The organism is Streptomyces sp. NPDC047002, assembly GCF_040704505.1.
GTDB lineage: Bacteria > Actinomycetota > Actinomycetes > Streptomycetales > Streptomycetaceae > Streptomyces.
In genome coordinates this window covers 490920-512189 of the sequence record NZ_JBEYWC010000001.1, presented here as the reverse complement: position 1 = coordinate 512189, position 21270 = coordinate 490920, and the positions used below count along the sequence as shown (strand labels likewise).

Sequence of the window (21270 nt, the reverse complement as noted above, 5' to 3'; positions counted from 1 at the left end):
CGCCCCGCCGAGTACGGCGAGTCTCGCACGCGGTGATCCACCGGGGCGCGAGCGCCGTCCCCCGGCAGCCATCCCGCGGCGACCAGGGGGAACGCGCTTTCCCCGGCGCCTCTCCGCGCGCCCGCGCCCCGTCAAGGAGGCGGCCGCCGACGGGATGTGCCCGCAGGCGCCATTGACGCGCGGCGATCCGCTGGACTTACATGACCCCGCCGGTCCAGGTGGCGGCCAAAGACGCCCCCGGATCCTCGTGAAAGGGCTTTCATGACAGGGCGACCCGAACCGGCCGACCGCGCGCAGGACGAGAAGGCACGGGAGGGCGCCCGCCCATGACGAGGACACCGGCCGAGGAGCGCGCCCGCTTCGAGCGCACCGCCGACGACCTGCTGCTCGCCGTGCGCCCGTACGCCACGGCCCGCCACGCGCTCGTCGACCTGCCGGGCACCGCCAGTGCGAGCGGCCCCTGGAGCGACGGACTCGAAGGCTTCGCGAGGACGTTCCTGCTCGCCGGGTTCCGGCTGCGGGGTGCGAACGGCGCCGATCCGCACGGCCTCGCCGAGTGGTACGCGGCCGGGCTCGCCGCGGGCACCGACCCCGCGAGCCCCGAGCGGTGGCCCGTCTTCGCCGAGCGCAACCAGGCCAAGGTGGAGGCCGCGTCGATCGCGCTCGCCCTGCACGAGAGCCGGCCGTGGATCTGGGACCGGCTCACCGACAGGGTCAGGCAGCGCGTCCTCGACTGGCTCGCGCTGATGGTCGGCACCGACATGCCGGGCAACAACTGGGTGTGGTTCCAGGGCGTCACCGAGGCGTTCGCCCGTACCGCCGGAGGCAGTTGGCGCCAGGAGGACCTGGACCGCGCCATCGCCCTGACCGACGGCTGGTACGCGGGCGACGGCTGGTACTCCGACGGCCTCACCGGCGGCGAGCTCCGCAACTTCGACCACTACAACGGCTGGGCCATGCACCTCTACCCGCTGTGGTTCTGCCGCATCCTCGGCGACGCGGCGCCCGCCGGGCTGCCCGACCGCTACCGCGCACGGCTGCGCCGCTTCCTCGACGACCAGCGCCTGCTCGTCGGCGCCAACGGCTCGCCCCTCATCCAGGGCCGCTCCCTGACGTACCGGTACGCGGCGCTCGCGCCGGTGTGGACCGGCGCCGTCTTCGACGCCACCCCGCTCGCGCCGGGCGAGACCCGCGCCCTGGCGAGCCGCGTGCTGGACCACTTCACCGCGCACGGCGCCACCGACGAGCGCGGACTGCTCACCCTCGGCTGGCACCGGCCCTTCCGCGGTGTCCTCCAGGCGTACTCGGGCCCCGCCTCGCCCTACTGGGCGAGCAAGGGCCTCATCGGCCTCGCGCTCCCGCCCGACCACCCCGTGTGGACCGCTGAGGCCGTCCCGCTCGCCGTCGAGCGCGCGGACACCGTGCGGATCCTCAAGGGCCCCGGCTGGCTGCTCTCCACGACCGCGTCCGACGGCGTCGTGCGCGTCGTCAACCACGGCGCCGACCACGCCGACCCGGCGGGAGCGCACACCGACGACCCCTGCTACGCGCGCTTCGCCTACTCCACCCACGCGGCGCCCGAGACCCCCGCCGACCCCACGGCCGGGCCGCTCGGCCCGACGCCGGGCCCCGTGGACAACGCGGTCACCCTCCTCGACGCCGCGGGCCGCGCCTCCCACCGCCGCCCGCTTGTGAGGATCAGCGCCGACGGCGCCACCGCCGTCTCCCGCAGCCGCGCCCACTGGCCCGCCGACGACACCTGGGACCCCTTCGCCCGCCGGTCGGGCGACCATGTCGAGGGCCCCTGGATCACCGTGGGCTCCGCGCTGCGCGGCTCGGTCGAGGTACGGGCGGTACGCGTCGACCCGGCACCGGACGGCCGGGCCGGTGCCGGGGACGCTCAGGCCGCCGCCGGGGACGCTCAGGCCGCCGCCGGGGACGCTCAGGCCGCCGCCGGGGGCGGCCCGGCCGAAGAAGCCCCCGCCCCCCGCCGGCCGTTGCGCGTCGGCGGCTGGGCCCTCGCCGTCGACCCGGCGGCCGGAGCCGCCGCCGCGGGCTCCGCGGAGGCGGGCACCGCGCGCGTCGCGGGCGGCGAAGGACTCGTCTCGCTGGTGACCGGCGTGGCCGGGCTGCCGCACGCCCACCTCGCCGAGGGCCGCGGGAGCAACGCGCTCGGACCCGCGTCCGCCACGCCCGTCGTCGGCACCGAGGGCCCCGCCGCCTACGGCACCCTCTACGCCGCCCTCGTCCACCTCGGCGGCGGCGACCCCGTGGCGCTGCCCGCCGTCACCGCCCGCGCGGACGGCACCGATTTGGTCGCCGAGGTCGCCTGGCCCTGCGGCGCTCGCGACACCGTCCGCCTGCCCGCCCCGCCGGGCACCGGGGCCCGAATGCCCCGGGAGGACGCCCACGGTGCATGACGACCGCGAGATGACCGAGGCACGGGTGCGCGCGCTCCTCGAACGCGTCGTGCGCCCCGCCCTCTACAGCGCCTCCGCCCCGCTCGCGCTGGCGGCCTGGCACGTCGAGGGCGAGCCCGTGCCGGTCGCCGACGCCCTCACCGCCGCCTACGCGCCCTTCACGCTCGGCGCCACCTGGGGAGCGCCCTGGAGCACGACCTGGCTCAGGGCGACGGGCGAGATCCCCGCCGCGTGGGCGGGCCGCCGCGTCGAGGCCGTCTTCGACCTCGGCTTCGACCTGACGAAGGGGCCGGGCGGGCAGGCCGAGGGCCTCGTCCACGACGCGTCGGGCTCGCCGCTCCAGGGCCTGCACCCCTACAGCCGCAGCGCGCTGCTCACCGTGGGCGCCGCCGGCGGCGAGCCCGTGCGCCTCCATGTGGAACTCGCCGCGAACCCGCCCATCGTCGGCAGCGCCGGGATCGGCACCCACTACGGTTCGCAGGAGACCGCGGGCGACGCCCACCTCTACCGGCTGCGGCAGGCCGAGATCGCCGTGCGCGACGAGGACGTCTGGCACCTGATCCACGACATCGAGGTGCTCGACGAGCTGATGCGCCGCCTCCCCACCGGCTCCTCGCGCCGCCACGGGATCCTGCACGCCCTGCGCCGCGCCGCCGCGGCCGTCGACCCCGCGGACGTCCCGGGCAGCGCGGCCGCGGCCCGCGAGCGGCTCGCGGAGGTGCTGGCCAGGCCCGCCCACGCCTCCGCGCACACCGTCGCCGCCGTCGGCCACGCCCACATCGACTCGGCCTGGCTGTGGCCCGTGCGCGAGACCGTCCGCAAGTGCGCCCGCACCTTCACCACCATGACGGCCCTCGCCCGGGAGTACCCCGAACTCGTCTTCGCCTGCTCGTCCGCCCAGCAGTACGCCTGGATCAAGGAGCAGCACCCGGAGATCTTCGCCCGGATCCGGCAGGCCGTCGCGGCGGGCACCTGGGTCCCGGTGGGCGGCATGTGGGTCGAGGCGGACGGCAACCTCCCGGGCGGCGAGGCGCTCGCCCGCCAACTCGTGTACGGGCGGCGCTTCTTCGCCGAGGAGTTCGGCGTCGAGCAGGACGGGGTGTGGCTGCCCGACTCGTTCGGCTGCACCGCCGCCTACCCGCAGCTCGCCCGGCTCGCGGGGGCGCGCTGGTTCCTCACCCAGAAGCTCTCCTGGAACGAGACCAACCGGCTGCCCCACCACACCTTCGCCTGGGAGGGCATCGACGGCACCAGGATCTTCACGCACTTCCCGCCCGTCGACACCTACAACGCCGAGCTGACCGCGCGTGAACTCGCCCACGCCGAGGAGAACTTCCAGGACAAGGGCGCCGCGACACGCTCCCTTGTCCCGTTCGGGCACGGGGACGGCGGCGGCGGACCCACCCGCTCCATGCTGGAGAGGGCCCGCAGGCTGCGCGACCTGGAGGGCTCGCCGAAGGTGGAGATCGTCCGCCCGGCCGAGTTCTTCGCCGCCGCCCGCGCCGAGTACGAGCGGCTGCCGGTGTGGCGCGGCGAGCTCTACCTGGAGAACCACCGCGGCACGTACACCAGCCAGGCCCGCACCAAGCGAGGCAACCGCCGCAGCGAGGCCCTGCTGCGCGAGGCCGAGCTGTGGGCCGCCACCGCCGCGGTGCGCACCGGCGCGCCCTACCCCCACGAGCGCCTCGCGGACCTCTGGCGGCGGGTCCTGCTCAACCAGTTCCACGACATCCTGCCCGGCTCCTCCATCGCCTGGGTGCACCGCCAGGCCGAGCGCGCGTACGAGGAGGTGCGCGCCGGACTCGAAGCGGTGATCGCCGAGGCGGCGGCCCGGCTCGGCGGCCCGCCGGGGCTGCTCAACTCCGGCCCGTACGAGCGCCGCGAGGTCGCCCTCGTCCCCGGCGCCGATGCGCCGCCCGGCGCCCAGCCGCTCTCCGACGGCCGCGCGGCCGTCCTCGCCGAGGCGCCCGCCCTGGGCGGCGGCGCGGCCACGGGGCTGCCCGCGGCGCCCGTGGCGGCGCGCGCGTGCGACGGCGGGTTCGTGCTGGACAACGGCCTGCTGACCGTCGTCGTCGACCGGCGCGGGCTGCTGACCTCCGTGCGCGACCGCGCCGCAGGGCGCGAGGCCGTCGCCCCGGCGCCGCGGCCAACCTGCTGCAACTCCACCCCGACGACCCGACGCTGTGGTCCGCGTGGAACCTCGACCCGTACTACCGCGACACCGTGCGCGACCTGGACGAGGCGGACGCGGTGGTCCTCGCGGAGCGCGGGCCGCTGCTCGCCTCGGTCAGGGTGGAGCGCTCCTTCGGCGCCTCCACCGTGGTCCAGCACCTCGAACTGGCCGCCGAAAGCAGGCAGGTCACCGTGCGCACCGACATCGACTGGCAGGAGCGCGACACCGTGCTCAAGGCCGCATGGCCGCTCGACGTGCACGCGGAGCACGAGAGCGCCGAGATCCAGTTCGGCCATGTGCGCCGCCCCACCCACGAGAACACCAGCTGGGACGCGGCGCGCTTCGAACTGTGGGCGCACCGCTGGATCCACGTCGGCGAACCCCGCTGGGGCGCCGCCCTGCTCACCGACTCGACGTACGGGCACGACATCGCCCGCGACACCCGGCAGGACGGCGGCACCACCACGACCGTCAGGCTCTCCCTGCTGCGCGCGCCGCACAGCCCCGACCCCGGGGCCGACCGGGGCCGCCACACCTTCGGCTACGCCCTGCTCGCCGGTGCGGGCGTCGAGGAGGCGATCGCCGGCGGCTACGCACTGAACCTGCCGCTGCGGCCCGCGGCCGCCACCGCGGAGCCGCTGGTCGCCCTGGAGAGCCCGGACGCGGTGGTGGAGTCGGTGAAGCTCGCAGACGACCGCGGTGGCGACGTCGTCGTCAGGCTCTACGAGGCGTGCGGCGGGGCCGTGCGCACCCGGCTGACGGCGGGCTTCCCGCTCGCCGGGGTCCACGACTGCGACCTGCTGGAGAAACCGGAGCGCGAACTCGCCGTGTCCGCCGACGGGTTCTCGGTCGATCTGCGGCTGCGGCCGTTCCGGATCCGCACCCTCAGGCTGCGCCCCGCCCCGGCCGGCTGAGCGCGCCGCGCGGGTCAGCGCGCGGCGTGGCCCTCGGCCGCCGTCTCGACCCTGCGGGCCAGTTCGAGGTCCTTCTCGGTGACGGCGCCGCCCGCGTCGTGCGTGCGCACGCTCAGCGACACGGTGTCGTAGCCGAGGGTGAGCCGCGCGTGGTGGTTGAGCTCCTCCTGGAGCTGCGCGACGTGGACGACCATCGCGGTGGCGGCGAAGTGCGAGCCGAAGCGGTAGATCCTGGTGATGCCGTCCTCGGTGAGGGACCAGCCCGGCAGCTCACGCAGCCGCTCCCGCACGGTGTCCTGCCCGAGTGCCTCTGCCGCCATGGCGCTCTCCTCCGTCCGCAGGACCCGGCCCCCTCCACTTTACGCCCGGTGCGCCGGCGAGGCCCGTCGCCGGGCACCCCCCGGCGACGGGCCCGGCGCGCGCCGCCGGTTCAGTTCACCTCGGCGGGGTGGCCGCCCAGGCGCCTGCCCTCGTCGAGCGCGGCGAACGCCGACAGGTCGTCGTCGTCCAGCTCGAAGCCGAAGACGTCGATGTTCTCCCGGATGCGGGACGGCGTCACCGACTTGGGGATGACCACGTTGCCCAGCTGGAGGTGCCAGCGCAGGACGACCTGCGCGGGGGTCCTGCCGTGCTTGCGGGCGATCGCGGCCACCGTCGGCACCTCGAGGAGGCCCTTGCCCTGGCCGAGCGGCGACCACGCCTCGGTGACGATGCCCCGGCTCGCGTGCACCGCGCGCGACGCGGCCTGCTGGAGCTGCGGGTGCAGCTCGATCTGGTTGACCGCGGGCACCACGGACGTCTCGGCGGCGAGCACGTCGAGGTGCTCGGGCAGGAAGTTGGAGACGCCGATGGCGCGGGCGCGGCCGTCGGCGAGGATCTTCTCCAGCGCCCGGTAGGTCTCGGCGTACAGACCCTTGGCGGGCGTCGGCCAGTGGATCAGGTAGAGGTCCACGTAGTCGAGGCCGAGCCGGCCGAGCGAGGCGTCGAGGGCCCGCAGCGCCGCGTCGTACCCCTGGTCGCCGTTTCCCAGCTTGGTGGTGACGAACAGCTCGTCGCGGGCGACGCCCGAGGCGGCGACGGCCTTGCCCGTGCCCTCTTCGTTGCCGTAGACCGCGGCCGTGTCGATGCTGCGGTAGCCCGCCTCGATCGCGGTGGCGACCGCCGTGGCGGCCTCGTCGTCGGGGACCTGCCAGACGCCGAAGCCGAGTTGCGGCATCGCGATGCCGTTGTTGAGAGTGAGGGAGGGGACCTTGCTGCTCACGCGGTGTCGATCCTTTTCGTTCGTACGGTGGCCCGCCGGCCTCCTGAGCGGCCGGCGGCCTGGCGGGGCACACCTGCCCCGAGCGGAAACGATCACCGCCCCCGCGGGCATTCCCACCGCCCTGGGGTGTGGCCGGCGTCTCAGCGGTAGAGCGCCTCGACCTCCGCCGTGTACGCCGTCTCGATGGCCTTGCGCTTCAGCTTGAGCGACGGGGTGAGCAGCCCGTGCTCCTCGCTGAAGGGGTGCGCGAGTATCCGGAAGGTGCGGATCGACTCGGCCTGCGAGACGGCCGTGTTGGCCGCCACCACGGCCCGCCTGATCTCGGTCTCCAGGTCCGCGTCGCGCACCAGGTCCTTCGGCCCGAGCGGCGGCTTGCCCTGCACGGACAGCCAGTGCTCGACCGCCTCGTGGTCCAGGGTCACCAGCGCGGCCACGTACGGCCTGTCGTTGCCGACCACGATGCACTGGCCGACCAGCGGATGGGCGCGCACCCGCTCCTCCAGGGCGTTCGGCTGGACGCTCTTGCCGCCCGAGGTGACCAGGATCTCCTTCTTGCGGCCCGTGATGGTCAGATAGCCGTCGTCGTCGAGGGCGCCGAGGTCGCCGGTGGCGAGCCAGCCGTCGTGCAGCACGGCGTCGGTGTTCTTCTGGTCGCCGAGGTACCCCTCGAAGACGTTGTGCCCCTTCAGCCACACCTCGCCGTCGTGCGCGATGTGCACGGTGGTGCCGGGGATCGGCAGGCCCACGGTGCCGTAGCGGGTGCGCTCGGGCGGGTTGGCGGTGGCGGCGGCGCAGGACTCGGTGAGGCCGTAGCCCTCGTAGACGGTCACGCCCGCGCCGGCGAAGAACAGGCCCAGCCTGCGGTCCATGCCCGAGCCGCCCGACATGGCGTGCCGCACCCGGCCGCCCATCGCCGCGCGCACCTTGCCGTAGACGGCCTTGTCGAAGAACTGGTGCTGCAGCCGCAGCGCGGGCGACGGCCCGGGGCCCGTGCCGAAGGCGCGGTCCTCCACCGCCTCCGCGTACCGCACCGCCACGTCCACGGCCTTGTCGAACGGGCCGGTCTTCCCCTCGCGCTCCGCCTTGCGCCGCGCCGCCCCGTAGACCTTCTCGAAGATGTACGGCACCGCGAGGATGAACGAGGGCCGGAACGCGGCGAGATCGGGCAGCAGGGCGGAGGCGCGCAGCTCCGGCTGGTGGCCGAGCTTCACGCCGCCGCGCACGGCGGCCACCTCCACCATGCGGCCGAAGACATGGCTGAGCGGCAGGAACAGCAGGGTGGACGCCTGGTCGCCCGGCTTGGAGCGGAAGACGCGTTCGAAGCGCCGCACCACCGTGTCGGTCTCGAAGATGAAGTTGGCGTGGGTGAGCACGCACCCCTTCGGGCGCCCCGTGGTGCCCGAGGTGTAGATGACGGAAGCGCACTGGTCGGGGGTGACCGCTCTGCGGTGGCGCTCCACGACGTCGTCGCCGAGGTGCGCGCCCGCGGAGCGCAGGTGGTCCATCGCGCCCGCGTCCAGCTGCCACAGCTGCTTCAGCTCGGGCAGCCGGTCGATGACCGAGCCCACCGTCATCGCGTGGTCCTCGTGCTCCACGAGGCACGCTTTCGCGCCGGAGTCGTAGAGCATCCACAGCACCTGCTCGGCGGAGGAGGTGGGGTACATCGGCACCGGCTGGGCGCCGATGGTCCACAGCGCGAAGTCGAGGATGGTCCACTCGTAGCGGGTGCGGCACATGATGCCCACCCGGTCCCCGAAGCGTATGCCGTCCGCGATCAGCCCCTTGGCGACGGCGACGACCTCGTCGCGGAACTGCGCCGACGTGACGTCGTGCCAGACACCGGCCTCGTCCTTGCGGCCGAGCGCCACATGGTGCGGATTGTCGCGGGCATGATCAAATACGGGGTCGGCGAGGCCCCCGGACGAGGCGGCCGCCACGAGGGGTGGGACGGTGAACTCGCGCAATGACTTGCTCCTTGTCGCGCTCCGCACAGCGCCGCGACGCTACCCCACCCCCTGTGGCGGAAAATGATCCGTCCAACGGCCGGAATGGACGGTTCCGCCGCACGTGGGCGGCTGAAAACCCCCATTCCGGCCAGGCGGGGACAGACTTCTGACCGAAGGGTAAGTGCCGCGCGGGGGAATCTCCACCGAATCCGTACGCGTCGATTACGGCGCCGCGGCGGCCGATTCGGGCTCCGGGACGACCTGCGCCGCACCCCGCCGACCGGGTCGTACCCAGATCAGCACCGCCGCACCCGCGAGGACCGCGAGCACTCCTGCGGCCATCATCGCGGTGTCGAGACCCGAGGCGAACGCCGAGCGCAGCGCCTCCCGGGGCACCGCGCCGCGCAGCCCGGCCGCGCCGCCGCCCGCGAGCGCCCGCGCCGCGCCGTCGGGGTCGGCCGCCGAGCCGTGCAGCGACGACGCGATCCCCGAGGTGACGACCGTGCCGAACACCGCGATGCCCAGCGCGTAGCCGAGCTGCCTGAACGTGTTGAGCGCGCCACCCGCCATGCCCGCCTCGCGCTGCGGCACCGAGGCGAGCGCCGCCCCGGACAGCGCGGGGGAGACCAGGCCCACCCCGACGCCCGTCACCACGAGCCCCGCCGTCAGCGCGGGCCACGACGAGTCCGCCCCCAGCACCGCCTGCGCGAACTCGCCCGCGCCCACCAGCATCGTGCCGATGCCGACCGGATACCGCGCGGGCACCCCGTGCAGCAGCCGCCCGCTCACCGCCGACACCAGGAACGACGCCGCGGCGAGCGGCAGCAGCGCGAGACCGCCGGTGATCGGGCTCATCCCGAGCAGCGTCTGCAGCCACACCGAGAGGTACGCGAGGATCGTGAACGCCGAGGCGCTGAAGACCAGCGCCGTCGCCATCACCGTCACGAACGACGCCCTGCGGAACAGCGCCAGGTCCATCAGGGGCTGCGTCACCCGCTGCTCCACCAGGACGAACGCCGCAAGGCCGAGTACCGCGACCGCCGCGCAGACGCCGGTGGGAGCCGACAGCCAGCCGTCGCCGCCCGCCCGTACCGCGCCGTACGTCACCGCGCCCGCGAACAGCGCGAAGCACGCCGTGCCTGCCCAGTCCACGCGCCGCCCCGGATCGCGCCGCACCTCGCGCACCACGCGCAGCGTCAGCCAGACCGCGGCCACGCTCACCGGCAGGTTGATGAAGAAGATCCACCGCCAGCCGAGCCCCTGCGTCAGCACCCCGCCGAGCACGGGTCCCGCCGCGGCCGCCGCGCCGTTGACGGCACCCCACACGCCGAGCGCCACCGATCTGTCCCTGCCCTGGTACGCGGTGGCGAGCAGCGACAGGGTCGTTGCGAACATCGCTGCCGCGCCGAGCCCCTGCACCGCGCGCAGCGCGATCAGTTCGGGCGCGTTCGTCGCCAGCCCGCACCCCAGCGACGCCACTGCGAACAGGACCGTGCCCGCCGCGTATATCCGCCGGCCGCCCAGCACGTCGGCCGCCGCACCGGCGGCGAGCAGCAGCGCAGCGAGCACCAGCGCGTAGACGTCCATCACCCACTGCAGGTCGCTCAGCGACGCCCCGAGGCCGCCGGCCATCGCCGGCAGCGCCACCACCACGATCGACACGTCCACCAGCAGCATGAACGTGCCGAGACAGACCGCGATCAGCGGTCCCCACTTCCCCATGTCCTCACTCCGTACTCTCGCGCTCAACGGGCGGTCCCGTATGCCCGTACGATCGGACGAGCCGGGCGGCAGGCGGCGGCCACGGGCGCCGCGGCGCCGTAATCCGACAGACGGGGGTGCTGCGGTGGCGGAAAGCCACACCTTCGACGCGCTGGACCTCCAGCTGCTCCAGGCCCTCCAGCTCGACGGCCGCGCCTCCTACAGCAGGATCGGCGCCGTGCTCGGCGTCTCCGACCAGACCGTCGCCCGCCGCCTGCGGCGCCTCGGCTCCGCCATGGACCTGCGGATCGTCGGCGTACGGGACGGCGTGCCGCTCGGCAGGGACAGCTGGACGCTCCGCCTCAGGATCAAGCTGGACGCCGCTGACGCGGTCGCGCGCGCCCTCGCGCGGCGCCCCGACACCAGCTGGATCGGGCTCGCCGCGGGCGGCACGGAGATCATCTGCTCGACCTCCTTCTCCCGCGCCGGGGACCACGAGGAGCTGATCCTCGGCAAGCTGCCGCGCACCCCGAGCATCACCGACATCCGCGCCCACCAGATCCTGCACCGGTTCTTCGGCGGCCCGACCGGCTGGTTCGCCGCCGCCGACGCCCTCACCCCCGAGCAGGCCGCGGCGCTCACCCCCAGGGCTGCCGCGGAAGAGGACGGCGCACGGGCCGCGCACGGACCGGCCGACGAGGCCCTGCTGCGGGTCCTCGAACGCGACGGCAGGGCGCCGGTCGCCGAACTCGCCAGGGCTTCGGGCCTCTCCGAGTCCGCCGCGCGCCGCAGGCTCGACCAGCTGCTGCGCTCCGGCAGCCTCTACATCGACGTGGAGTACTCCACCGCCGCGCTCGGCTACACCACCAGGGCCCTGCTGTGGGTGACCGCGGAGCCGCGCGCCCTCGACGCCGTGGGCCGGGCCCTCGCCGCGCGGCCCGAGGCCGCCGCCGTCTTCGCCACGAGCGGCGAGAGCAATGTGATGGCCGTCCTCGTCTGCCGGGGCGTCGCCGAGGTGTACCGCTTCCTGACCGAGGTCGTGGGCGGCCTCGACGGGGTCAGGCACGTGGAGGTCTCGCCGGTGCTGCGCAACGTCAAGCAGCTCACGTACGACGACGCCGGGCACCGCGGGGGGCACCCGCGCACCGGCCGCACCGGCGAGCGTGGCTGAGGCGGTCCGAGACGGCCCGTATGCGGGCCCCCGATTGCTCGGGCGGCGGCACCTGGCCCCACAGGCGCGCCGGAGGGCGGCAGGTCAGGAGGGGCCGGCTGCCCGGTGCAGCCGGTCGCCGCCCGCCAGGATCGCCTTCGCCAGCGCGTCCGCCGCGTCGCGGGCCGCCGAGGGCCGCGCGTCCCGCGGCCGCAGCAGGACGAAGTCGACGCCGCCCAGCTCGGGCAGGCCCGCCCGGGCGGACACCGGCACGAGCCCCGGCGGCACCAGCCCCCGGGTGTGCGCCATCACCCCGAGCCCGGCGCGGGCCGCCGCGATCAGGCCGCTCAGGCTCGAACTCGTGCAGGCGACCTGCCAGGGCCTGCCCGCGCGCTCCAGCGCCTCCAGCGCACGCGCCCTGGTGATGCCGGGCGGCGGGAAGAGGATCAGCGGCACCGGCCGGTCGGGGTCGAGCCGCAGCCGCGGCGCCCCGATCCAGCTCAGCGTCGAGCTCCAGACCAGGTCGCCGTGGGTCTCCCCGCCGCGCCGCTTGGCGAGCACCAGGTCGAGCCGGCCCCTGGCCAGCCGCTCGTGCAGGACCCCGGAGAGCTCCACCGTCAGCTCCAGGTCGACCTCGGGGTTGTCGGCGCGGAACGCCTGGAGGACCTCGGGCAGCCGCGTCAGCACGAAGTCCTCCGAGACCCCCACGCGCAGCCTGCCGCGCAGCCGGGTCCCGGTGAAGAACGCCGCCGCGCGCTCGTGCGCCGCGAGTATCGTCCCGGCGAAGCCGAGCATCGCCTCGCCGTCCTCGGTCAGCTCCACGCTGTGCGTGTCCCGGGTGAACAGCGGGCGGCCCGTCGCCTCCTCGAGCCGCCGCACGTGCTGGCTCACCGTGGACTGCCGCAGCCCCAGCCGGCGGGCCGCCTGGGTGAAACTCAGGGTCTGCGCCACGGTCAGGAACGTGCGCAGCTGTGCGGGGTCGTACACAACGACCAGATTAGACGCCGTACGGGGCGCTCATCACGTTTCGTGATCGCAGTCAGAGCCGTACACCGGATTCCCGATCATGGGGGCGCGGCGGATCATGGGGAGGCGCGAACTGTACCGAGAGTGGAGCACATGAACCGCCGCACCTGGAAGATGCCGTCCTGGCTGCCCATCGACCCCTACATCCTGGCGCTCGTCGGGACGGTGGCCCTGGCGGCCGTCCTCCCCGCATCCGGGGCCGCGGCCCCGGTGGCGAACGGCTTCTCCACCGGGGCGGTGGCGCTGCTGTTCTTCCTGTACGGGGCGCGGCTCTCGACGCGCGAGGCGCTCGACGGCTTCCGGAACTGGCGGCTTCACCTGACGGTGCTCGCCTGCACCTTCGTCGTCTTCCCCCTGCTCGGGCTCGCTGCCCGCGTCTTCGTGCCGTTCCTGCTGACGCCGCAGCTCTACCACGGGCTGCTGTTCCTGTGCCTGGTGCCTTCGACGATCCAGTCGTCCATCGCCTTCACCTCCATCGCGCGCGGCAACGTCCCTGCGGCGATCGTCGCGGGCTCCTTCTCCAGCCTCGCAGGCATCGTCGTCACGCCGCTGCTGGCCGCGGGGCTGCTCGGCGGCGAGGGCGTCGGCTTCTCCGCGGACTCGCTGATCCAGATCCTGCTCCAGCTGCTCGCGCCGTTCCTCGCGGGCCAGCTGCTGCGGCGCTGGATCGGCGGGTTCATGGCGCGCCACAAGACGGTGCTCAAGATCGTCGACCGCGGATCGATCCTGCTGGTCGTCTACACCGCCTTCAGCGAGGGCGTGGTCGCCGGCATCTGGCACCAGGTGACCGTCGTGCGCCTGCTCGAACTGCTGGTGGTGGAGGCGCTGATGCTGGCCGTGATGCTGCTGCTCACCTGGCAGGGCGCCCGCCGCCTCGGCTTCGGGCGCGACGACCGCGTCGCGATCCAGTTCGCCGGCTCCAAGAAGAGTCTCACCTCGGGCCTGCCCATGGCGTCCGTGCTGTTCGGCCCGCAGGCGTCGCTCGCCGTGCTGCCGCTGATGCTCTTCCACCAGATGCAGCTGATGGTGTGCGCGGTGATCGCCAAGCGCCGCTCCCGCGACCCCGAGGCGCGCGAGCCCGAGCAGCGGACCCTGCTCGTCGGCCGGTCCGCGGCCGCCGCGGAGGCCGAACCCTCCCGCGCCGCGGGGGCCTGAACCCGCCGCGTGCCGTACGCGCCGGGGCAAGGGCGCGGAAGGACAGGAAAGACCAAAGGACAGGAAAGACCAGAGGAACAAGGGGAACGGACCATGGCCCGGCCGGCGCAGGGGGCGCTCCCCGCCGGCCGGGCCTCGTCCCGTGACGCGAGGCGCGTCACACCCCGGTGTGCAGGGCGATCCGCTCATCGCCCGCGTACACGTTCATGGAGGAGCCGCGCAGGAATCCCACCAGCGTGAGCCCCGACTCGGCCGCCAGGTCGACGGCGAGCGACGACGGCGCCGAGACCGCGGCGAGCACCGGGATGCCCGCCATCACGGCCTTCTGCGCCAGCTCGAACGACGCGCGCCCCGACACCAGCAGGACCGCCCGCGACAGCGGCAGCAGGTCCTGGCGCAGGGCGCGCCCCACGAGCTTGTCGACGGCGTTGTGCCGGCCGACGTCCTCGCGGACGTCCAGCAGCTCGCCGGACTCGGAGAACAGGGCAGCGGCGTGCAGGCCCCCGGTCCTGTCGAAGACCTGCTGCGCCGCGCGCAACCGGTCGGGGAGGACGGCGAGCAGCTCGGGCTCGACGCGGACCGGGGGAGTGTCGGCGATCTCGAAACGGGCCGTGGTGCGCACGGCGTCCAGGCTGGCCTTGCCGCACAGGCCGCAGGAGGACGTGGTGTAGACGTTGCGCTCCAGCGTGATGTCGGGGACGTCCACCCCGGGCGCAAGCCGCACGTCGACCACGTTGTACGTGTTCTGGCCGTCGTCCTTCGCGCCCGCGCAGTACACGATCGACTGCACGTCCGCACCCGAGGCCAGCACGCCCTCGCTGACGAGGAAGCCCGCGGCGAGCGCGAAGTCGTCGCCCGGTGTGCGCATCGTGATGGCGAGCGGCTTGCCGTTCAGCCGGATCTCCAGCGGCTCCTCGGCCACCAGGGTGTCAGGACGCGCGCTGACCGCGCCGTCCCGGATGCGTATCGTCCGCCGTCGTTCGGTGACCCGTCCCATGTGATCAGTCCTACTCGTATCTCTCCCGCGCCGCCAGGGCTCCGGCAGCGCTGCCGCGCGCGGGGACGCGGCCGTGCGGCGCTCCCGCCCGCCCGGCGCGGACGGCGCGGCGCCGCACCCCGTCCCACAGTAGGCGCGAGCGGCCGTGCTCCCGCGTCCCGCCGTCCCGCGGGTACCCGTGCGCGGGCGCGCGCTCCCTTCTCGTCACGGTCTTCTCCTCTCGGTGGCGGCCGCCGGGTCGGCAGCCGGCGGCCGCCGGATCGGCGGAGGGATCGGGGTCAGGCGGCAGCGGCGAGCGCCGTGCCGCGGGCCAGCAGGTCGGAGATGGCGGCGACGGTGCGCAGCGTCGGCACCGGCACGCCGGTCACCCCGGCGAGCTCCACCACCGCGGAGAGCAGCACGTCGAGTTCGAGCGGCTTGCCCTTCTCCAGGTCCTGGAGCGTGGAGGTGCGGTGGTCGCCGACGCGCTCGGCCCCGGCGAGCCGCCGCTCCACGGAGATGTCGGGGCGGCAGCCGAGCGATCCGGCCACCGCCAGGGTCTCGGTCATCATCAGCTCGATGACGCCGCGGGTCGAGCGGTGGCTGCACATCTCGCGCATGGTGGCCCGGGTCAGGGCGCTGATGGGGTTGAAGGAGATGTTGCCGAGCAGCTTGATCCAGATGTCGTCGCGCAGCTCGCGCTCGACCGGGCACTTGAGCCCGCCCGCCCGCATCGCCTCGGCGAAGTCGCGGCACCGCCGCGAGAGCGTGCGGTCGGGCTCGCCGATCGAGAACCGCGTCCCTTCGAGGTGCCGTACGACGCCGGGCGCGGCGAGCTCCGTCGCCGCGTAGACGACGCACCCGACGGCGCGCTCCTGCGGCAGCACGGCGCTGACCGAGCCGCCGGGGTCGACGCTCTCGATCCGCCGGCCGTCGTACGGCCCGCCGTGGCCGTGGAAGTACCACCAGGGGATGCCGTTCTGCGCGGCCACCACCGCGGTCGTCTCCTTGAACAGCGGCTCCACCAACGGCCCGCACGCCGCGTAGGAGTTCGCCTTGAGTCCGAGGAAGACGTAGTCCACGGGGCCGACTTCGGCCGGGCTCCCGGTGGCGTGGACGTGCGCGGTGAAGTCCCCGCGCGGACTGAGTACCCGTACTCCGTGCTGCCTCATGGCCGCGAGGTGCGGTCCACGGGCGATCAGATGGACGTCGGCGCCCGCTCTGCCGAGCGCGGCTCCGACGTAGGCGCCGATGGCTCCGGCGCCCACAACAGCGACTTTCACGTGGGGCTCTCCATTCGGTGAGGGAGACCGAGAGAAGCGTCACACTCCGAGCTGCCGACTTCCTTGTCGACGATATACTGTCTACAGTATGGGTCTGGTGCCGACAACCCTCCTGACGGGACCCGCGCCCTCTCTCCGCCGTTGTTTGCGAGCCGTTGACCCGGAACCGTCTCCGTATCGTCATGGACACGCCCTGGGAAAGATCTTCCCAATCGTCGTTCCGCTTCTTAGAGTTCGCTGCCATGACTCCACCAATCGCACCGGCGGGCTGGAGCCGATGGCTGGTGCCGCCCGCTGCTCTCGCGGTGCACCTCTCCATCGGCCAGGCCTATTCCTGGAGCGTGTTCAAGCCGCCACTCGAATCCGCGCTCGACCTCTCCGGGACGCAGAGCGCGCTCCCCTTCCAACTCGGCATCGTCATGCTGGGGTTGTCCGCGGCCTTCGGCGGCACCCTGGTGGAGCGCAGGGGGCCGCGGTGGGCGATGACCGTCGCCCTGGTCTGCTTCTGCTCCGGCTTCCTGATCTCCGCCCTCGGCGCGGAGACCCGGCAGTACTGGCTGATCGTCCTCGGCTACGGCTTCGTCGGCGGCATCGGGCTCGGCATCGGCTACATCTCACCGGTGTCGACGCTCATCAAGTGGTTCCCCGACCGCCCGGGCACCGCCACCGGCATCGCCATCATGGGCTTCGGCGGCGGCGCGCTGATCGCGTCGCCCTGGTCGCAGGCGATGCTCGACCACTTCGGCAGCGACAGCAGCGGCATCGCGCTCGCCTTCCTCGTGCACGGCCTGGTCTACGCGCTGTTCATGTCGCTCGGCGTCTTCCTCATCCGGCTGCCACGGCCGCGCCCCGGCGCGCAGACCCTGCCGGGCGCGGAGTCGGGCGCCGTCCTGCTGATCGGCTCCGTCCAGGTCTCCGCCAGGTCGGCCCTGCGCACCCCGCAGTTCTGGTGCCTGTGGATCGTGCTGTGCATGAACGTGACCGCGGGCATCGGCATCCTGGAGCGCGCGGCGCCGATGATCACCGACTTCTTCGCCAACACCTCGGCGGCGGTGTCCGCTTCCGCGGCCGCCGGGTTCGTCGCGCTGCTCTCCGCCGCCAACATGGCGGGCCGCATCGGCTGGTCGTCGCTCTCCGACGTGATCGGCCGCAAGAACATCTACCGGGTGTACCTGCTCGTCGGCATCGCCATGTACGTGGTGATCTTCCTCGCCGGGGACACCGCCAAGCCGCTGTTCGTCCTCTGCGCGATGGTCATCCTCTCCTTCTACGGAGGCGGGTTCGCCACGCTCCCCGCGTACTTGAAGGACCTCTTCGGCACCTACCAGGTCGGCGCGATCCACGGCAGGCTGCTGACGGCCTGGTCCGTCGCCGGTGTGCTGGGGCCCCTCATCGTGAACCGGGTCGCCGACGCGCAGAGCGACGCGGGCAAGTCGGGGCCGCAGCTGTACGGCGTCTCCTTCGTCATCATGATCTGCCTGCTCGCCGTCGGGCTCATCGCCAACGAGTTCGTCAGGCCCGTGCACCCGCGCCACCACCTCGACACCCGGAAGGGGGAACCCGATGGACACGCAGCAGCAGAACCCGGAGTCTGAGAGCGGCCCGCGGCGCACCGGTCTGATCGCCCTCTCCTGGGTCTGGGTCGGAGCGCCGCTCGCCTACGGCGTCTACGAACTGGTGCTGAAAGCCAAACAGCTGTTCACGGGTTGATCCCCGGCGTGCCAAGGATGATGCGGTCCCTCCAAGCGGCGCGGGGGAATCCTGTCGGTTCACCTGTCTCGTTACTGGTGAGTCGCTGACGAGACTGGAAGATCCAGCCTCGACAGCTAAGGGGGTCCCGCGTGAACGGCACGCGCATCGCCGCGCTCGGGCACTATCAGCCCGCCAAGGTGCTCACCAACGACGACCTTGCGGGCATGGTCGACACCAGCGACGCATGGATCACCAGCCGGGTGGGCATCAAGAACCGGCACGTCGCGGGCCCCGACGAGCCCGTGGACGAACTGGCCGCGCACGCGGGCGCCAAGGCGCTCGCCGCGGCCGGCCTCGTCCCGGCCGACATCGACCTGGTGCTGGTCGCCACCTCCACCGCCGTGGACAAGTCCCCGAACATGGCGGCGCGGGTGGCGGCCCGCCTCTCCATGGCCGCGCCCGCCGTCCTCGACGTCAACGTCGTCTGCGCGGGCTTCACCCACGCGCTCGCCCTCGCCGACCACACCGTGCGGGCGGGCGCCGCCTCCCGCGCCCTGGTCATCGGCGCCGACGAGATGACCGCGGTCGCCGACTGGACCGACCGCTCCACCTGCGTCCTGATGGGCGACGGCGCGGGCGCCGCCGTCGTCGAGGCCGTCGGCGCGGGAGAGCAGCCGGGCATCGGGCCCGTGCTGTGGGGCTCCGTGCCGGAGATGAGCACGGCCGTGCGGATCGAGGGCGTGCCCTCGCGGTTCGCGCAGGACGGCCAGTCCGTCTACCGCTGGGCCGTCACCGACCTGCCGCCCATCGCGCGGCGGGTCTGCGAGCGCGCGGGTGTCACGCCGGAGGAGCTCGGCGCCGTCGTGCTGCACCAGGCGAACCTGCGGATCATCGAGCCCGTCGCCCGGAAGATCGGCGCCGTCAACGCGGTCGTCGCCCGGGACGTCGTGGAGTCGGGCAACACCTCGGCCGCCTCCATTCCGATGGCGCTGTCCAAGCTGGTCGCCAGGGGCGAGGTCGCCTCGGGCGCCCCCGCCCTGCTGTTCGGCTTCGGCGGCAACCTCTCGTACGCGGGCCAGGTGATCCGCGTCCCCTGACCTCCGGGGATCGGTAGACTGTAGACGATAGCCAATCAGTCACGGTCGGCCGGAGAGGGAGATCCCATGTTGTCCGCAGGACTGCCGCACGGCACGGTACCGAAGCTGGAGCGCCCCGGGCCGCTGCGCGAGCGCGTCTACGAGGCGCTGCTCGAACTGATCACCACCCGCGGGCTGCGCCCGGGACAGCACCTCGTCGAGAGCGAGCTCGCCGGCCACCTCGGGGTGTCGCGGCAGCCCGTGCGCGAGGCGCTCCAGCGGCTGAACACCGAGGGCTGGGTGGACCTGCGGCCCGCGCAGGGCGCCTTCGTCCACGAGCCGACCGAGGAGGAGGCCGACCAGCTGCTCTCCGTGCGCACCCTGCTGGAGGCCGAGGCCGCGCGGCTCGCGGCCGCGCTCTCCGACCCCGCGGGCATCGCCGGCCTCGAGGAGCTGTGCGCCCAGGGCGAGCGCGCCGTGGACGACGACGACGTCGACCTCGCCGTGGCGACCAACGCCGCGTTCCACGCCCGGGTCATGGCGATGGCCAGCAATGTCGTCCTGGCGGAGCTCGCGGCGCAGGTCGACCGCAGGGTGCGCTGGTACTACACGCCCGTCGCCCGCCAGCGCGGCAGGCAGTCCTGGATCGAGCACCGCGAGCTGATCGCCGCGATCGCCGCGCACGACGAGGCCGCCGCCGTCGCCGTGATGCGCGCCCACACCGAGCACACCAGGTCGACGTACCACCACCGCGACCACAACTGACGCCCCACCGCCCCCGCGGCGCCGGGCCCCGGCCCGCGGCGCCGGGCCCCGCACACCTTTCGCCCCTCTCTGTGAGCATCTGCCGCCTCTCTCTTTGTCTTCACTGTGGAGAAAGTCGCCGCCGATTTGCTCGCAACTTCTTCCCCCTGCGCGCAACCGCTGCTACGTTCCACTCGAAAGCACCGGAAGTGACGGGCGAGACGGCCGACATGGCGGGGAGGGGCGCGTGAGACGCATGACGGCACGACCCGCGAACGCCCATCAGGCGCGACTGCTCAGGCTGTTGCGGGACGGTGGGCCCAACTCACGCGCACAGCTGGGGGACCAGGTCGAGCTGTCCCGCTCCAAGCTGGCGGTCGAGGTCGACCGGCTGCTGGAGACCGGGCTCGTGGTGGCCGACGGACTCGCCGCCTCGCGCGGCGGCCGGCGCTCCCACAACATCCGGCTCACACCGGGGCTGCGCTTCCTCGGCGTCGACATCGGCGCCACGTCCGTCGACGTGGCCGTCACCAACCCGGAACTGGAGGTGCTCGGCCACCTCAACCACCCCATGGACGTGCGGGAGGGGCCCGTCGCCGTCTTCGAGCAGGTGCTCGCGATGGCGGCGAAGCTCAGGGACTCCGGCCTCGCCGACGGCTTCGACGGCGCCGGCATCGGCGTCCCCGGGCCCGTGCGCTTCCCCGAGGGCGTGCCGGTCGCGCCGCCGATCATGCCGGGCTGGGACGGCTTCCCCGTCCGCGAGGCCCTCAGCCAGGAACTCGGCTGCCCCGTCATGGTCGACAACGACGTGAACCTGATGGCCATGGGGGAGCAGCACGCGGGCGTCGCCCGCTCCGTGGACGACTTCCTCTGCGTCAAGATCGGCACCGGAATCGGCTGCGGGATCGTCGTCGGCGGCGAGGTCTACCGCGGGACGACGGGCAGCGCCGGCGACATCGGCCACATCCAGGTGGAGCCGGAGGGGCGGCCCTGCGCCTGCGGCAACAAGGGCTGCCTTGAGGCCCACTTCAGCGGCGCCGCGCTGGCCCGCGACGCAGAGGAGGCGGCACGCGCGGGCACCTCGCCCGAACTGGCCGCGCGCCTCGCGGAGTCGGACACGCTCACCGCGGTCGACGTGGCCGCAGCGGCGGCCGCGGGCGACGCCACGGCGCTCGACCTGATCCGTGAGGGAGGCAACCGGGTCGGCCAGGTCATCGCGGGACTCGTCAGCTTCTTCAACCCCGGCCTCGTCGTCATCGGCGGCGGTGTCACCGGCCTCGGCCACACCCTGCTCGCCGCCGTCCGCACCCAGGTCTACCGCCAGTCGCTGCCGCTGGCCACCGGCAATCTCCCCATCGTCCTCGGCGAGTTGGGGCAGAACGCGGGCGTCACGGGCGCAGCAAGGCTGATCAGCGACCACCTCTTCTCCCCGGCGTGACCCGGGCGCCGCCCGCGCGGCCCCGGCGCACCACGGCACCACCGCACCACCGGTCCACCCCGGCACCGCAGGCAAGAGCGCACCTCCGGCACACCGCCACTCCGCACGCCACCCGCCCGTTGAGCCACCGCCGCACCGCCGCACCGCCGCACCGCCGCACCGCCGCACCGCCGCACCGCCGCACCGCCGCACCGCCGCACCGCCGCACCGCCGCACCGCCGCACCGCGTTCCGTACGACCCGGTACCACCGCTCCCCGTGAGCCGCACCCGCTCCCGTACGTGCCGGACCGCACGACGCATCGCACGCGCGTTCG

At 73.8% G+C, this 21270-nt stretch carries 15 protein-coding genes and 1 pseudogene; 9 read left to right on the top strand and 7 right to left on the bottom strand.

The genetic code is table 11. The features are described 5' to 3' along the window. Window positions 1-326 precede the first annotated feature (326 nt). Both AB0910_RS02270 and AB0910_RS02265 read left to right on the top strand, forming a co-directional pair. Window positions 327-2420, top strand: a complete 2094-nt coding sequence (locus AB0910_RS02270; RefSeq protein WP_366742569.1) for a DUF2264 domain-containing protein — start codon at window positions 327-329, stop codon at window positions 2418-2420. After that, window positions 2413-5507, top strand: a pseudogene (locus tag AB0910_RS02265) (glycoside hydrolase family 38 C-terminal domain-containing protein). The gene AB0910_RS02270 and the pseudogene AB0910_RS02265 overlap by 8 nt, the downstream one beginning before the upstream one ends. A gap of 14 nt (window positions 5508-5521) precedes the next feature. On the opposite strand, the gene AB0910_RS02260 reads toward AB0910_RS02265, so the two are convergent. The 4 genes from AB0910_RS02260 to AB0910_RS02245 form a co-directional block, all read right to left on the bottom strand. Beyond that, window positions 5522-5827 (bottom strand): 4a-hydroxytetrahydrobiopterin dehydratase, encoded by a 306-nt coding sequence (locus AB0910_RS02260; protein WP_366742568.1) that lies wholly within the window; start codon window positions 5825-5827, stop codon window positions 5522-5524. Window positions 5828-5937: 110 nt separating this feature from the next. Then, on the bottom strand, window positions 5938-6723 hold the full coding sequence (locus AB0910_RS02255) for an aldo/keto reductase (RefSeq protein WP_366742742.1): 786 nt from the start codon (window positions 6721-6723) through the stop codon (window positions 5938-5940). Between the two features lie 185 nt (window positions 6724-6908). Next, on the bottom strand, window positions 6909-8732 hold the full coding sequence (locus AB0910_RS02250) for a long-chain fatty acid--CoA ligase (protein WP_366742567.1): 1824 nt from the start codon (window positions 8730-8732) through the stop codon (window positions 6909-6911). A gap of 204 nt (window positions 8733-8936) precedes the next feature. Beyond that, window positions 8937-10436, bottom strand: a complete 1500-nt coding sequence (locus AB0910_RS02245; RefSeq protein WP_366742566.1) for an MFS transporter — start codon at window positions 10434-10436, stop codon at window positions 8937-8939. Window positions 10437-10560: 124 nt separating this feature from the next. Here AB0910_RS02245 and AB0910_RS02240 point away from each other — a divergent pair, with 124 nt between their 5' ends. Next, a complete protein-coding gene (locus AB0910_RS02240) occupies window positions 10561-11586 on the top strand; it encodes an AsnC family transcriptional regulator (RefSeq protein ID WP_366742565.1) in 1026 nt (341 codons plus the stop codon). An 84-nt stretch (window positions 11587-11670) separates the two neighbouring features. Here the strand turns inward: AB0910_RS02240 and AB0910_RS02235 are convergent, their stop codons facing one another. Then, complete coding sequence (locus AB0910_RS02235; protein WP_366742741.1) at window positions 11671-12561, bottom strand: LysR substrate-binding domain-containing protein; 891 nt, start codon at window positions 12559-12561, stop codon at window positions 11671-11673. Window positions 12562-12684: 123 nt separating this feature from the next. Between AB0910_RS02235 and AB0910_RS02230 the strand changes: the two genes are divergently transcribed. Further along, the gene (locus AB0910_RS02230; RefSeq protein ID WP_366742564.1) at window positions 12685-13746 is read left to right on the top strand and encodes a bile acid:sodium symporter family protein; all 1062 of its coding nucleotides are present in this window, start codon (window positions 12685-12687) and stop codon (window positions 13744-13746) included. Between the two features lie 157 nt (window positions 13747-13903). Here the strand turns inward: AB0910_RS02230 and fdhD are convergent, their stop codons facing one another. Beyond that, a complete protein-coding gene (fdhD, locus tag AB0910_RS02225; protein WP_366742563.1) occupies window positions 13904-14743 on the bottom strand; it encodes a formate dehydrogenase accessory sulfurtransferase FdhD in 840 nt (279 codons plus the stop codon). A 278-nt stretch (window positions 14744-15021) separates the two neighbouring features. Next, complete coding sequence (locus tag AB0910_RS02220) at window positions 15022-16005, bottom strand: 2-dehydropantoate 2-reductase (RefSeq protein ID WP_366742562.1); 984 nt, start codon at window positions 16003-16005, stop codon at window positions 15022-15024. Window positions 16006-16247: 242 nt separating this feature from the next. Here AB0910_RS02220 and AB0910_RS02215 point away from each other — a divergent pair, with 242 nt between their 5' ends. The 5 genes from AB0910_RS02215 to AB0910_RS02195 all read left to right on the top strand — a co-directional run bounded on the left by AB0910_RS02215 (window position 16248) and on the right by AB0910_RS02195 (window position 20955). Continuing rightward, window positions 16248-17600: an OFA family MFS transporter gene (locus tag AB0910_RS02215; protein WP_366742561.1), complete on the top strand. Its 1353-nt coding sequence runs from the start codon at window positions 16248-16250 to the stop codon at window positions 17598-17600. Then, window positions 17569-17715 carry a hypothetical protein gene (locus tag AB0910_RS02210; protein ID WP_366742560.1) on the top strand — a complete coding sequence of 49 codons (147 nt, stop codon included), beginning with the start codon at window positions 17569-17571 and terminating at the stop codon, window positions 17713-17715. Before AB0910_RS02215 ends, AB0910_RS02210 begins: the two co-directional genes overlap by 32 nt. Before the next feature lie 131 nt (window positions 17716-17846). Then, a complete protein-coding gene (locus AB0910_RS02205; protein ID WP_366742559.1) occupies window positions 17847-18794 on the top strand; it encodes a beta-ketoacyl-ACP synthase III in 948 nt (315 codons plus the stop codon). 66 nt (window positions 18795-18860) lie between these two features. After that, window positions 18861-19538 (top strand): GntR family transcriptional regulator, encoded by a 678-nt coding sequence (locus AB0910_RS02200; RefSeq protein WP_366742558.1) that lies wholly within the window; start codon window positions 18861-18863, stop codon window positions 19536-19538. Between the two features lie 235 nt (window positions 19539-19773). After that, the gene (locus tag AB0910_RS02195; RefSeq protein WP_366742557.1) at window positions 19774-20955 is read left to right on the top strand and encodes an ROK family transcriptional regulator; all 1182 of its coding nucleotides are present in this window, start codon (window positions 19774-19776) and stop codon (window positions 20953-20955) included. Window positions 20956-21270: the final 315 nt, after the last annotated feature.

Coding starts and splice junctions, on each gene's coding strand:
- AB0910_RS02270 (WP_366742569.1), top strand. CDS start 327: ATGACGAGGACACCGGCCGAGGAGCGCGCCCGCTTCGAGCGCACCGCC.
- AB0910_RS02260 (WP_366742568.1), bottom strand. CDS start 5,827: ATGGCGGCAGAGGCACTCGGGCAGGACACCGTGCGGGAGCGGCTGCGT.
- AB0910_RS02255 (WP_366742742.1), bottom strand. CDS start 6,723: ATGCCGCAACTCGGCTTCGGCGTCTGGCAGGTCCCCGACGACGAGGCC.
- AB0910_RS02245 (WP_366742566.1), bottom strand. CDS start 10,436: ATGGGGAAGTGGGGACCGCTGATCGCGGTCTGTCTCGGCACGTTCATG.
- AB0910_RS02230 (WP_366742564.1), top strand. CDS start 12,685: ATGAACCGCCGCACCTGGAAGATGCCGTCCTGGCTGCCCATCGACCCC.
- fdhD (WP_366742563.1), bottom strand. CDS start 14,743: ATGGGACGGGTCACCGAACGACGGCGGACGATACGCATCCGGGACGGC.
- AB0910_RS02215 (WP_366742561.1), top strand. CDS start 16,248: ATGACTCCACCAATCGCACCGGCGGGCTGGAGCCGATGGCTGGTGCCG.
- AB0910_RS02210 (WP_366742560.1), top strand. CDS start 17,569: ATGGACACGCAGCAGCAGAACCCGGAGTCTGAGAGCGGCCCGCGGCGC.
- AB0910_RS02200 (WP_366742558.1), top strand. CDS start 18,861: ATGTTGTCCGCAGGACTGCCGCACGGCACGGTACCGAAGCTGGAGCGC.
- AB0910_RS02195 (WP_366742557.1), top strand. CDS start 19,774: ATGACGGCACGACCCGCGAACGCCCATCAGGCGCGACTGCTCAGGCTG.